Origin of the sequence: Pseudomonas sp. TYF_14 (genome assembly GCF_043105275.1) — a bacterium.
GTDB lineage: Bacteria > Pseudomonadota > Gammaproteobacteria > Pseudomonadales > Pseudomonadaceae > Aquipseudomonas > Aquipseudomonas alloputida.
Genome location: NZ_JBICLK010000062.1, coordinates 1 through 12,746, shown reverse-complemented (window position 1 = coordinate 12,746; position 12,746 = coordinate 1). Strand labels below are relative to the sequence as shown.

The window sequence follows — 12,746 nt, the reverse complement described above, 5'->3', positions numbered from 1 at the left end:
CCACCCAGCGCAAAACAAGATGAACGCACATGAAACACATTGAACATCTTGGCCAGGCAAGCTTCGAATGATAAGCCGCCTTTCTTTTGTATGGAGCCTGCCATGCCCAACCCGTGTGGTTCTTCGAGCCGTTGTAACGGAGCCATGTACCGATGAAGATGCCTGGCCGCGCCCCCAATGCTTCGCTGCAACTCGATTACGTACGCGACACCCTGTTCGGCCCGGTGGCGCAACGAGTGGAATGCCAATGCCAGCTCGCCGCCCTCAACCTGCAAGGTCGCCCAGGGCTGCGCCTGCACGTTTGCCCCCCACTGCCTGACAAGATCGACCGAGCTCACAGTGTGGCCTTCGTCTGGGATGGGCGGAGTTATCACGGCGTGGTTCGCGAGAAGGGAAAGTGCGGCGACGGTGGCCTGAACCTGCTGCTGGAACTGCAATAAGCCGATCAACGGCGGCCGTGGCCGCGCTCGTGGCTGCTTATACCCGGCCAGCCTGGGCTGACCGGGGCACGACAGGCGCGCTCAGGCAATCGCCTTGAGTGGCGCCGGGTGGCTATCACGCAACGCATGCAGCTGCTCCACCAGGTTGACCAGGTCACGACAACTGTTGAGGTCTTGCAGCGCGACCCCGCTGAGGGTCACGCCTTGGTCGAGATCCTGGCCCTGGCCCAGGCGGATGATCAAGTGCGCGCCATCCGGGCAACTCACTTCACAGCGGTCTGGCAAGCAGGCCTGCTCGATCAGTTGCCGCATCTCTAGCATAGAAACGCCTATCAACGACATGGTACGACCCTCTCTGTGGGATGGCCTGTTGTATGGAAGTACGCCTTTGTCGGGCGGGGCGCCAATTGATATTGCGCATGCTCGGCCAGCTGACCATGCTCCCCGGCAATGAGCATGCGGGGAATCCTCTAGCACCTTAGTGGAAGATTCCCCGCGGCGGCCGAGTGTTCGAATGCATTAGCAGACTTAACGACGAGTGGTCTCGGTCAACTAGGCGTTGGCCAGGCCCCAGCCGGGAAAGGCCAACCAATTGCATCAGTGTGCGGCGCCTCCCCTCTCGTCCTGCATCTGCCCAAACCGCCCGGCATGGAAATCATCGAACGACTCGGCAATCTCCGCCTGGCTGTTCATCACGAACGGGCCGTAGCCAACGATCGGCTCGTCGATCGGCTCACCGCTGAGCAGCAGCACACTTGCGCCGTCCAGCGCCTCGACGGCTACATCTACACCCTCCCGGTCGAGCAGTACCAGGCTGGACGGGCCTGCTTCGCGCTCGCCGTTGATTCGAACGTTACCACGCAACACCACCAGCGCCGCATTGCGACCGGCAGCAACCGGCAACTGCAAGGCCGCGCCGGCGTTGAGCCGCAAATCCCACACGTCCATCGCGGTAAAGGTTCGAGCCGGACCCTGGTGGCCGTGGTAGTCACCGGCAATCACCCGCAAGCTCCCGGCATCACCGTCGAGCGCTACCACCGGAATGTCGCCGGCCAGCAGCGTCTGGTAGCCGGCCGCTGCACGCTTGTCCCGCGCCGGCAGGTTCACCCACAGCTGGACCATTTCCAGCGTACCGCCACTGCGTGCAAAGTCGGGGGAATGAAACTCCTCATGAATGATGCCGTTGGCCGCCGTCATCCACTGCACGTCACCTGGACCGATCAACCCGCCAGCACCGGTGGAATCACGGTGCTCCAGTTCACCTTGGTAGACGATGGTCACGGTCTCGAAGCCGCGATGCGGATGCTGGCCTACGCCGCGTCGTGCTCGGGTCGGGGTGAAATCATGCGGACCGGCGTAGTCCAGCAGCAGGAACGGGCTGATCTGGCTGGCCAGGTTGTCGTAGGTGAACAGGCTGCGCACCGGGAAACCATCACCCACCCAATGGGCGTGGGGGCTGCGGTGAATACCCAGAATCTTTTTCATGAGAAGGCTCCTCTCTTGGTTGAGGTAACCTTATCAATGATGCCAATCAAGCGGTAGACGGCTGAAATGGCATGCATCGTCCCACCTGCAGAACAGTCAACCCTGCAAGAAATCGAGCACCTGCTCGGCCGCCATGGCCGGGTCTTCCTGCATGAAACAGTGCCCACCAGGAACTTGCCGTGCGGTCACATTGCGGTTCAGCAGCGCCAGGCGATTTACCGAATGTGGCACAAAGGGATAGGTGTCTTCGCCATACAACACCCGTGTCGGCGTCCTGATTGCGGCCAGACTGGCCCACATGCGTTTAGGGAATGAGCTGAAGATCTCCACTTCACGGCTGGGCCGGCACTTGAGCACCACGGCCTCGCCACAATCACCGATGGCATGCTCGACATAGGCCTGCAGTGCCGCATGGGTCCAGCCTTTGAAGATGCCGCGCCCTTCCAGCGAGGCCAACGCCGACTCGCGATCGGGCCAGTGGCTACGGCGGCTGGCGGCCTTGCGGGCCAGGGCGTGACGCTGATGCAGGCCGACCAGGGCTGCCGCCCCCATCACACCGATCATGCGTCGGCTGAACAGTACCGGGTCGAGCAGCACGGCACGTGCGAACAGTTGCGGCTCACTGCCCAGGATCAGCCCCGTAAGCACGCCACCAAAGCTGTGCCCTGCGGCAAACCGCTGTACGTCGCCATACTCGCCACGTCCGCCCTGAAAGGCCTCAACCGCCAGGGCAGCGGTGCGGTTCCAGCCGCGAAACACCCCACCATGATCACTGTCCCCATGGCCCTGAACGTCGCAGAGCCACAGGTCGAAATGCTCGCCCAGGCGCATCAGCAACGGTTGGTAGGCCAGGCAACAGAAGCCATTGCCATGCAGAAAGTGCAGCAGCGGTTTGCCACTGGCCGGAGTTCGCCAGCCACGCAGGGTGAAACCTTCGGCGCATTCGTGGGACCAGGGAATCAACTGCATCGGCTTACTGTACTCTCGGGGTCAGGAAAACGCTGATTCTACAAACAGCAGCGGGTACAGGGAAATCACCAGCAACAGGGCCATCACGACATTGAACAGCATCAGCCAGCGCGAATTCTGCAACAGGTTGCGCAGGGCGCTGCCGAACATCACCCATACCCCCACGCTGGGCAAGTTGACCAAAGCGAACAAGGCCGCAATGACGATCACGTTGGTTACATAGCCTTGCGCTGGCGTGTAGGTGGTAATCGCCCCTACCGCCATCACCCAAGCCTTGGGGTTGACCCACTGGAACGCCGCCGCACCCCAGAAGCCCAGCGGTTTGCGGGCACTGGACGCGGCCGTGCCGACCGGCCCGGAAGTGGCGATCTTCCAGGCCAGGTAAAGCAGATAGGCGGCGCCAGCGTAGCGCAGCACCGTGTACAGGGGTGGCCAGGCCTTGAATACCTCACCCAGCCCCAGGCCGACGGCCAGCACCATCATCATGAAACCAAAACTGATACCCAAGGCATGAGGGACCGAGCGGCGCACGCCGAAGTTCACCCCCGAGGCCAGCAACATGGTGTTGTTGGGGCCAGGCGTGATGGACGATACGAAGGCAAACAGCACAAAGGCAGTCAGCAGGTCGGCAGAGGCAAGCATGGCGGGCATTCCACTTTCTTTATAGGTGCTGTCACACTACCGGAGCCGCCACTCCCAGCGACCGTTACAGTTTGATTAAATTACACAGATACAAATCACTGTATCGCCAATCCGGACAAAGGAAGCCGTCACCATGAGCCTCACCTTTCGCCCTGCCGTGCGTACCGATGCCGAGCAGATCCTCACCTTCATCACCGAACTCGCCGAGTACGAACGCGCCCGCCACGAGGTGGTCGCCACCCTTGCCGACATCGAGCACAGCCTGTTCGACGAAGGCAGCACTGTGCACGCCCTGATGTGCGAGCGTGATGGCCGTGCAATCGGCTTTGCCGTGTACTTCTACAGCTACTCGACCTGGCTCGGGCGCAATGGCATCTATCTGGAAGACCTGTACGTAACCCCCGAACATCGCGGCGATGGTGCCGGCCGGCAGTTGTTGCAGCACATTGCCCGCGAAGCGGTGGCGAACAACTGTGGGCGTCTGGAATGGAGTGTGCTGGACTGGAACGAGCCAGCGATCGGCTTCTACCAGAAACTGGGGGCCGAGGCGCAGGATGAGTGGGTGCGCTACCGGCTGGATGGCGACAAGCTGGCGGCATTCGCCCGCGGGTGATCACCCGGTTTCTGCACTTCTGCCTGCTGGAAGAGGACTTCAGGCCTGAGCCTGTCGTACCTGCTGTTCGACAGCCTCGCACGCTGTATGACATTGACGCCAAGCCCGCCCCATGCTCTCCTTATGCCTCGCGTTCAGGTGCCCCTCAGGGGGTGAAACGGGAAACCGGTGCGTCCCAGGCCCTTCAGCAGGGCCGGACAATGCCGGTGCTGCCCCCGCAACGGTAAGCGAGTGAAGCGTCTGTACCACTGTGCCTCGTAGTACGGCATGGGAAGGTGACGCGTTCCAGGAGCCCAGCTCTTCCTCGCAAGCCCGGAGACCGGCCTGGCGTTCATGAACACCCCGCGGTGGGCGGGCGCTGTTGCATTCCCTTGGGCGACCACGTCCGGGGCTGCCGCGCTCGCCTATTGCCCACAAAAAGCAGAGGATCGCGTCATGCCCGTCACCAGCGCCAAACAACACAGCCTTGCTACCCCCGTTACGCTCAGCCAGCGTGTAACCATCGCCGTCGGTGCCAGCTTGCTGGGTCTGTGCCTGGTCTACTTTGCCGGGTTCTCGCACATCGAGGCCGTGCACAACGCCGCCCACGACACCCGCCACAGCGCCGCCTTCCCCTGCCACTGAGTACGCCTGATGATCACGCGCATTGCCCGTACTGCGGGCTTCAGCGGGCTCCTTGCAGCCCTGTTGCTGACCTTGCTGCAAAGCTTCTGGGTGGCTCCGCTGATTCTGGAGGCGGAAACCTACGAGTCCTCGGCCCCGGCCGTGCACCACGAACACGGCAGCGAAGTTGCCGCTCATGAACACAGCGCCGAAGCCTGGTCGCCGGAAGACGGCTGGCAGCGCGTGCTGTCCACCACAGGCGGTAACCTGGTGGTTGCGGTCGGCTTCGCCCTGATCCTCGCCGCCCTGTACAGCCTTCGCGAGCCCAAACGCGCCGCCACCGGCGCATTGTGGGGGTTGGCTGGCTTCGCCGTGTTCTGCCTGGCCCCAACCCTGGGCTTGCCACCAGAACTGCCGGGTACGGCGGCCGCCGACCTGGGGCAACGCCAAACCTGGTGGGTCGGTACAGCCAGTGCCACAGCGCTGGGCCTGGCCTTGCTGGTGTTCGCCCGCCACTGGCTGCTGAAGGCGCTGGGCGCCGTGCTGCTGGTCATTCCCCATGTAATCGGTGCACCGCAACCCGAGGTGCACGAAAGCCTGGCCCCTGAAGCATTGGAAACCCAGTTCAAAGTCGCCTCCTGGCTGACCAACGCCGCCTTCTGGCTGGCCTTGGGCCTGCTCAGCGCCTGGCTGTTCCGCCGTTCCAGCCAGGCTTGATGCCTGCCTTCTATGCCGGTTTTGGCTGCCGCCGGGGTTGCCCGGCGGATACCTTGCAACGCTTGCTGTGCCAGGCCCTGGACAAACAGGGCCTGGCATTGGCTGACCTGCGCGGTATCGCAAGCATCAGCCTGAAGGCCGACGAGCCCGGCTTGTTGCAACTGGCAGAACACCTCGGTTTGCCGTTGGTGCTGTACCATGGCGCGCAACTGCAACCCTATGAACCACTGCTCAGCCACCGTTCCGCCGTTGCTCACCGGCACAGTGGCTGCTGGGGCGTAGCCGAAAGCGCGGCTCTGGCCCTGGCCAGCCAGCGGCAGGGTACGGCCAGGCTGCTGCTGACGCGCCAGGTACTGGGCCCGGCGACGCTCGCCCTGGCCTGCTGAGCGTTTCGCCCCCTCTTTCTTGCCAGGACTTTGCATGACCATCTACTTTATCGGTGCCGGCCCCGGCGACCCGGAGCTGATCACGGTCAAGGGCCAACGGCTGATTCGCCAGTGCCCGGTGATCATTTATGCCGGTTCACTGGTACCCGCCGCCGTGCTCGAAGGCCACCAGGCCGAAACCGTGATCAACAGCGCCGAACTGCACCTGGAACAGATCATCGCCGCCATGCGCAGCGCACATGAAAAAGGTCAGGATGTGGCCCGGGTGCACAGCGGCGACCCCAGCCTGTACGGCGCCATCGGTGAGCAGATTCGCCACCTGCAAGCGCTGGGCATCGATTACCAGATCATCCCCGGCGTTACCGCCACGGCAGCGAGCGCCGCCCTGCTCGGCTGCGAGCTGACGTTGCCTCAAGTGGCGCAGACCGTGATCCTCACCCGCTATGGCGACAGCTCGCCCATGCCGCCGGGTGAGCAGTTGGGTGACCTGGCGCGCCATGGCAGCACCCTGGCAATTCATCTGGGGGTCAAGCACCTGTCGCGCATTGTCGCTGAGTTGATGCCGCACTACGGCGCGCACTGCCCGGTTGCGGTGGTGCATCGGGCCACCTGGCCAGACCAGGATTGGGTGTGCGGCAACCTCGGCGATATCGTCGAACGCGTAGCGGCCAAGGATTTCCGGCGCACGGCGCTGATTCTGGTAGGCCACGTCCTGGGGGATACACCGTTCGCCGAATCGGCGTTGTACCGTGCCGGGCATGCCCACCTGTACCGCCCTGGCGACTGAACATTGCCAGCCTTGCCTCGGGCGTAGCAGACTCCGGGTTCCCGCCTGCGAACAGGAGTCATGCCCATGCTGGAACTACGCCCCAACTGCGAGTGCTGTGATGCCGACCTGCCGGGTGACAGCCCCGACGTCATGATCTGCTCCTTCGAATGCACGTTCTGCCGTGCCTGTGCCGAAACCCGCTTCCAAGGCCGCTGCCCGAATTGTACCGGGCAGTTGGTAGCCCGTCCGACGCGGGTCGGTCAGGCATTGGCCAACAACCCTGCCTCCACGCTGCGGATACACAAACCGCACGCTGCCTGCGCCTGAACAACTGCAAAGCACCGGCATCACCGCTGTTTCAGGGTGATGTCTTTCCTGTTTCTTGTAGGACTTTTCAACAATAAGCACTGGGGATTTCAACACTTCTATACTCGGCATTACCAAACCTCGGGAATGGTCGTATCGTGCAGCGCTTCCGATAACCCCACTTGCAGACGTATTCCTGAGTGTTCCAGGAAGCGGACCACATCCCTACAGGAGTTTTCCTCATGACAACCGTGCTGATCGTCGACGACCACCCTATTGTCCGGCTGTCGTTGCGCCTACTGCTCGAGCGCGAGCGCTTCCATGTCATCGGCGAGGTCGGCAATGGCAGTGAAGTGGCTCAGGTAGCCCGCGAACTGCGCCCGGACGTAGTCATTCTCGACATCGGCCTGCCTGGCCTGGACGGCATGGAAGTCATCAAGCGATTGCAGAGCCTGGAGCCGATACCGAAGATCATGGTGCTGACCGGCCAGGCCACCGATCTGTATGTGCGTCGCTGCCTGGATGCCGGGATAGGTGCCTTCGTCACCAAGGAAGAGGACCACGAGGCCCTGCTGTTCGCCCTCAAGGCCCTGACCAAAGGTTATTCGACCTTTCCGCAAATGTCGGTCAACAGCAACTCGCTGGAGAGCGAGCCAGTGCGCCTGGCCAGTCTCTCCAACCGAGAAATGGAAGTGCTGCGGCGCCTCGCGCGCGGCGAGAACAACAAGAACATCGGCACTTGCATGAACCTCAGCGCCAAGACCATCAGCACCTACCGGGGCCGTATCATGGAAAAGCTCAAGACCGAGTCACTGGTGGAAATGGTCGACCTGGCCAAGCGCAACAGCGTCTATTGAGCGCTCGCCTGCCATGAAACAGTTGCTGGCGAGCGTCCTTCTGGCTATCGGTCTGGCCAACTCCACGGAACTGCAGGCCAGCAGTGAACCACGCCATCTGCTGGCGCGCTCGATCAGTGCCGCTGCCCCACTGACGTTATCCGGCGATGATCGCCACTGGCTGAAACAACGCGAACGCCTGGTAATGGGCAGTGCGCGCCCCGATTACCCCCCGTTCGAAATCAACGTCAGCCAGCATGACTATGAGGGACTGAGCGCAGACTACGCCGGCATCATCGGCGAACAGCTGGACATCCCCATTGAAGTACGTCGTTTTGACAGCCGTCACGAGGCCATCACTGCCCTGCGTGATGGCCGTATCGACTTGTTGGGTAGCTCCAACGCCTTCGAGGCGGCGGACGCCCAGCTAAGCCTCAGCACCCCCTATGCCGACGACCTGCCAGTGATCGTCACCCGTGAAGGGCGCAGCTTGAAAAGTACGCCCGAGCTCGCCGGCCTGCGCCTGGCGATGGTCGATCACTACCTGCCGGCCGCCAGCGTTCGCACACTGTACCCCAAGGCGCAACTGAGCCTGTACCGCTCGACCCTGGCCGGGCTCGCTGCCGTGGCGCTGGGCGAGGCAGACGCCTATCTGGGCGATGCCATCAGCACTGACTACATGATCGGCAAAAGCTTTCAGGGCACGTTGAAAATCGACCATTTCTCCCAACTGGCCCCAGAGGCTTTTGCCTTCGCCATCGCCAGCGACAACCCGCGCCTGCATCGGCTGGTGGACAAGGCGCTGTCACGCATAAGCGAAAGTGAACGCCTGAACATTCTGCGCCGCTGGAGCAGTGGTAACACCAGCCTGCTGCTGCAGCGCCACCTCACCGCCTTGAGCGAAGAAGAAGAATCCTGGATCACCGCCCACCCCACTATCAGCGTACTGGTCAATACCTCGCTGGCACCGTTGACGTTCAACGATGCTCAGCACCGCCCTAGCGGGATCACCCTGGACCTGCTCAAGCAGATCTCGCTGCGCACGGGGCTGCAGTTCACACCCGTCGAGAGTGCTTCATCGCAGGCCATGATCGACCGCCTGGTGCGGGGCGAGGCACAGATGATCGGGGCGCTGGGCTATGGTGCCGACCGCTTGAAGCAACTGCGCTACACCCGCCCCTACCTGGTCAGCCCGCGCGTGCTTGTTACCCGCAACGACGGTGAATCACCTGCACAGGCCAAGGCCCTGGATGGCAAGCGCATCGCCTTGGTGCGCGGCTCACCGCAGCAGGCCGTTTTGCAACAGCGATACCCGCAGGCCGAGATAGTCGAAGTTGACAACCCACTGGGCCAGATGGAGGCCGTGGCCAACGGTGTTGCCGACGCGGCCCTGAGCAGCCATATCAATGCTGCCTATTACATCAGCCATGTGTTCAAGGACCGTTTGCGCATCGCCAACATGCTCGACGACGCTCCGGCCATTGCCGCCTTTGCCGTAGCCGCCGACCAGCCCCAATTGCAGGCCATTCTCGACAAGGCGCTGCTAAGCATTCCACCTGAAGAACTGGACCAGTTGATCAACCGCTGGCGCACCAGCACACTGGTGAGCGACAGCCCCTGGCGCGACTACCGCACCCTGGCTTTGCAGGTGCTGGTGCTGTCGGCCCTGCTGCTGGCCGGGGTGGTGTTCTGGAACAGTTACCTGCGCAAGCTGATCAACCAGCGCACCGAGGCACAGCACGCGCTTCAGGCACAGCTCGCGCTGAGCCGCGGGCTGCTGGAACAGTTACGCCAGGCCAAGGACGATGCCGAACAGGCCAGCCAGACCAAAAGCACCTTCCTGGCCACCATGAGCCATGAGATCCGCACCCCGATGAATGCCGTGATCGGTCTGCTGGAACTGGCCCTGGAAGATAGCCGCAGCGGCCGCAGCGACGCCCAGACCTTGCAGACCGCCCATGATTCGGCCATTGGCCTGCTTGAGCTGATAGGCGATATTCTCGACATTTCCCGCATCGAATCCGGGCACATCAGCCTGCAGCCAGTACCCACCAATCTGGTCGAACTGGTGCGCGCCACGCTGCGGGTGTTCGAAGGCAATGCCCGGGCCAAAGGGTTGCATCTACACGGCGAGCTGCCTGCAGAGCCGGTATGGGTGCTGGCTGATCCACTGCGACTCAAGCAAATTCTGTCCAACCTGATCAGCAACGCCATCAAGTTCACCGACCGTGGTGAAGTGCAGGCATGCCTGCTGCTGCCCAAAGTTGCCGGCCACGGCATTCTGGCTATCGAGCTGAATGTGCGCGACACCGGCATCGGCATCAGCCCCGCCGACCAGGCCAGGCTGTTCAGTGCCTTCGTTCAGGTCGATGGCCCGAGGGCACGTCAAGGGGCAGGCCTGGGGTTGGTCATCAGCCGTACCCTGGCCGAACTGATGGGCGGCGCCCTGAGCCTTCAGAGCGTCGAGGGTGTTGGCACCCGGGTACAAGTCAGCCTTCGGTTACCTGTCTGCGAAGCACCGGCACAAGCGGACCCGCAACTCACCACACATGAAAGTAACAGCGGCCCGCTCAATATCTTGGTGGTCGACGACTACCCGGCCAACCTGCTTTTGCTGGAACGGCAACTGCAAACCCTGGGGCACCATGTAACACTGGCGGAGAATGGCGAGATCGCCCTTGCACGCTGGCAGGAAGCGCGCTTCGACCTGGTGATCACCGATTGCAGCATGCCGGTCATGGACGGGCATGAACTCACCCGGCGCATTCGCAGCCTGGAGGGCGAGCGCGGCCTGCCAGCAGGCCGTATTCTTGGCGTGACCGCCAATGCCCAGGCCGAGGAGCGTACTCGCTGCCTGGCCAGCGGCATGGACGAATGCCTGTTCAAGCCGATTGGTCTGCGCACGCTCAAGACCCACCTGCCCCAGGTGCGCCCTCAGCAGCCGTCGCCGGAGCCTTTCCATAGTGGGTTCGACCTGGCCGAACTGCGTCACCTGACCCAGGACGACGAACAGTTGACGCGGCATTTGCTGGAGCAATTGTCGATAAGCGTCGGTGAAGATCTGGCCGCCCTGCGTGCCTTGTCAACAGACGCCCCTGATGAAACCGTGCGCGCCCTCGCCCACCGCATCAAGGGTGGCGCCAAAATGATCAGGGTGCGCACTGTGGTCAAAGACTGTGAAGCTATCGAACACGCCCACGCAAAAGGGCTGCCGACCGTCGAACAGCGCGCGCAACTGCAACTCAGCCTGCAGGCACTGCTTGACGAGATGCGCGAGGCGCTCAATGCAATTGCAGCGTCGAGGTTATCTGGCTGATGGCATCCACGACGTGCCGTGAGCCTTGCTGGATTTCCATGATCACCGTCCCCGCCTCATTGGCCAGCGCCACGCCGTGACCGGTGCGGTTGAGGCTCGATTGCATGCTGGCCACTGCCAATAGCGACAGGTCGTGGTTCTGCCGCACCACATCGACGATTTCCAGGGTGGCCTTGCTGGTTCGCGCGGCCAGGTTGCGCACCTCATCGGCCACCACGGCAAAGCCGCGCCCGTGCTCGCCGGCACGCGCTGCCTCGATGGCTGCATTAAGGGCCAACAGGTTGGTCTGGTCGGCGATGCCCCGAATGGTCAGCACAATCTGCCCGATCACATCCGACTGCCTGTTTACCGCGTCGATACTGCGCGCAGCGTCGTTAAGCTCCTGGGAAATCTGCTCGATTACCTGCACCGCCTGCTGCACCACTTCGGTCCCCTTGCGCGCGCAGGCATCGGTCTGCACCGAGCTGGCATGGGCGGCATGGGCGGCGCTTTGCTGGGTGCAGACCTGATGGGTGATGTCGCTGGCAAACTTGACCACTTTGCACAGGCGGCCCTTGCTGTCGAAGATCGGGTTGTAGGAGGCCTCCAGAAAAACGGTCTGGCCCTGCTTGTTGACGCGTTCGAAGCGGTGCGAGTGGTATTCGCCACGGTTCAGCGAAGCCCAGAACTCTCGGTACTGGGCCGATTCGCGTTCATGCGCCAGGCAAAACAGCCCGTGGTGGCGGCCAACCACTTCATCGAGGCGGTAGCCCATGGTGTCGAGAAAATTCTGGTTGGCCTTGATCACCCGGCCTTGGGGGGTGAACTCGATCACCGCCATGGAGCGGCTGATGGCCTTGAGCAGGCTTTCGCTCTCGTGCTCCTGCACCACCCGCTGGGTGATGTCCGACGCCACCTTGATTACGCTGGTGACTTGCCGGTGCTGGTCCAGCACGGGCATGTAGCTGGCTTCCAGCCAGACCTCGCGCCCCGCCTTGTCGATACGCTCGAACGTACCGCTGATAGCCTTGCCCTGCCCCAACTCGCGCCACAGTTGCTGGTACTCGGCGCTTTTTGCATAGTCCGGCTCACAGAACAGCCGGTGGTGCTTGCCACGCAGCTCGTCGGCGCTGTAGCCCATGGCCTGGCAGAAGCGCTCGTTGGCGTCGAGAATAGTACCGTCAGGGGCGAACTCGATCATCGCCATGGAACGGCCGATAGCGGCCAGTTTGGCTTGCGCATCGGCCAACGCCTGGCGGGTGCGCTGGATTTCTGCCAAATCAGACTTGCGATGGAAATCGAACATGACGCGGGGCTCCCTATGCACGGTTTTCTGAGCATAGATCGCCGTTGGCAGGTCGTGGCATTTGTGGCGCCTCAGAGAGCCAGCGCCGCCCGCGCGGCGCATCGCGAGCAAGCTCGCTCCTACATTTGTTTCGGGCCAGTATCGCCTGTGCCTGCGCACGCGACCGCCCTGTTTGTTCTCCGCGATACCGAGGTGAGCGCCAAGGGGACGTGCGCGTCTGCCCCAAGAATAATTGGCCCGAAACATTTTTTTCGGGCCAGTATCGCCTGTGCCTGCGCACGCGACCGCCCTGCTTGTTCCCCACGATACCGAGGTGAGCGCCAAGGGGACGTGCGCGTCTGCCCCAGGAATAATTGGCCCGAAACATTTGTTTCGGGCC

13 protein-coding genes, 2 pseudogenes and 1 riboswitch are annotated in these 12,746 nt (G+C 62.5%); of the genes and pseudogenes, 9 read left to right on the top strand and 6 right to left on the bottom strand.

The window, feature by feature from the left end; genetic code table 11:
* Positions 1–152 precede the first annotated feature (152 nt).
* Positions 153–440, top strand: coding sequence for a hypothetical protein (locus tag ACF8O8_RS18245; RefSeq protein WP_003253801.1), 288 nt, complete (start codon positions 153–155; stop codon positions 438–440).
* 81 nt (positions 441–521) lie between these two features.
* On the opposite strand, the gene ACF8O8_RS18240 is transcribed toward ACF8O8_RS18245, so the two are convergent.
* The 4 genes from ACF8O8_RS18240 to ACF8O8_RS18225 all read right to left on the bottom strand — a co-directional run bounded on the left by ACF8O8_RS18240 (position 522) and on the right by ACF8O8_RS18225 (position 3,545).
* Positions 522–782 (bottom strand): DUF1652 domain-containing protein, encoded by a 261-nt coding sequence (locus tag ACF8O8_RS18240; RefSeq protein ID WP_392510188.1) that lies wholly within the window; start codon positions 780–782, stop codon positions 522–524.
* Positions 783–1,037: 255 nt separating this feature from the next.
* A complete protein-coding gene (locus tag ACF8O8_RS18235; RefSeq protein ID WP_020191837.1) occupies positions 1,038–1,925 on the bottom strand; it encodes a pirin family protein in 888 nt (295 codons plus the stop codon).
* Positions 1,926–2,021: 96 nt separating this feature from the next.
* Positions 2,022–2,894 carry an alpha/beta fold hydrolase gene (locus tag ACF8O8_RS18230; RefSeq protein ID WP_010954274.1) on the bottom strand — a complete coding sequence of 291 codons (873 nt, stop codon included), beginning with the start codon at positions 2,892–2,894 and terminating at the stop codon, positions 2,022–2,024.
* A 21-nt stretch (positions 2,895–2,915) separates the two neighbouring features.
* Complete coding sequence (locus ACF8O8_RS18225) at positions 2,916–3,545, bottom strand: LysE family translocator (RefSeq protein WP_012052198.1); 630 nt, start codon at positions 3,543–3,545, stop codon at positions 2,916–2,918.
* A gap of 124 nt (positions 3,546–3,669) precedes the next feature.
* Here ACF8O8_RS18225 and ACF8O8_RS18220 point away from each other — a divergent pair, with 124 nt between their 5' ends.
* From ACF8O8_RS18220 to ACF8O8_RS18185, 8 genes are all read left to right on the top strand, one after another.
* Positions 3,670–4,149 carry a GNAT family N-acetyltransferase gene (locus ACF8O8_RS18220; protein WP_010954276.1) on the top strand — a complete coding sequence of 160 codons (480 nt, stop codon included), beginning with the start codon at positions 3,670–3,672 and terminating at the stop codon, positions 4,147–4,149.
* A gap of 119 nt (positions 4,150–4,268) precedes the next feature.
* Positions 4,269–4,492, top strand: a riboswitch (cobalamin riboswitch).
* 92 nt (positions 4,493–4,584) lie between these two features.
* Entirely contained in the window at positions 4,585–4,773 is a 189-nt protein-coding gene (locus tag ACF8O8_RS18215) for a CbtB domain-containing protein (protein WP_014590842.1), read from the top strand.
* Positions 4,774–4,782: 9 nt separating this feature from the next.
* Positions 4,783–5,469: a CbtA family protein gene (locus tag ACF8O8_RS18210; protein WP_049587686.1), complete on the top strand. Its 687-nt coding sequence runs from the start codon at positions 4,783–4,785 to the stop codon at positions 5,467–5,469.
* The gene (locus tag ACF8O8_RS18205) at positions 5,469–5,855 is read left to right on the top strand and encodes a cobalamin biosynthesis protein (protein ID WP_020190465.1); all 387 of its coding nucleotides are present in this window, start codon (positions 5,469–5,471) and stop codon (positions 5,853–5,855) included. The genes ACF8O8_RS18210 and ACF8O8_RS18205 overlap by 1 nt, the downstream gene beginning before the upstream one ends.
* A 34-nt stretch (positions 5,856–5,889) precedes the next feature.
* A complete protein-coding gene (cobM, locus tag ACF8O8_RS18200) occupies positions 5,890–6,642 on the top strand; it encodes a precorrin-4 C(11)-methyltransferase (RefSeq protein ID WP_010954279.1) in 753 nt (250 codons plus the stop codon).
* Positions 6,643–6,708: 66 nt separating this feature from the next.
* The gene (locus tag ACF8O8_RS18195; RefSeq protein ID WP_003253822.1) at positions 6,709–6,951 is read left to right on the top strand and encodes a DUF1272 domain-containing protein; all 243 of its coding nucleotides are present in this window, start codon (positions 6,709–6,711) and stop codon (positions 6,949–6,951) included.
* Between the two features lie 221 nt (positions 6,952–7,172).
* Entirely contained in the window at positions 7,173–7,787 is a 615-nt protein-coding gene (locus ACF8O8_RS18190) for a response regulator (protein WP_392510186.1), read from the top strand.
* 13 nt (positions 7,788–7,800) lie between these two features.
* Positions 7,801–11,082: a transporter substrate-binding domain-containing protein gene (locus tag ACF8O8_RS18185; protein ID WP_392510185.1), complete on the top strand. Its 3,282-nt coding sequence runs from the start codon at positions 7,801–7,803 to the stop codon at positions 11,080–11,082.
* Here the strand turns inward: ACF8O8_RS18185 and ACF8O8_RS18180 are convergent.
* Together ACF8O8_RS18180 and ACF8O8_RS18175 are read right to left on the bottom strand one after the other, a co-directional pair.
* Positions 11,048–11,479 (bottom strand): annotated as a pseudogene (locus tag ACF8O8_RS18180) (methyl-accepting chemotaxis protein); the annotation flags it as partial. The gene ACF8O8_RS18185 and the pseudogene ACF8O8_RS18180 overlap by 35 nt on opposite strands.
* A gap of 105 nt (positions 11,480–11,584) precedes the next feature.
* Positions 11,585–12,262, bottom strand: a pseudogene (locus tag ACF8O8_RS18175) (PAS domain-containing protein); the annotation flags it as partial.
* Positions 12,263–12,746 lie beyond the last annotated feature (484 nt).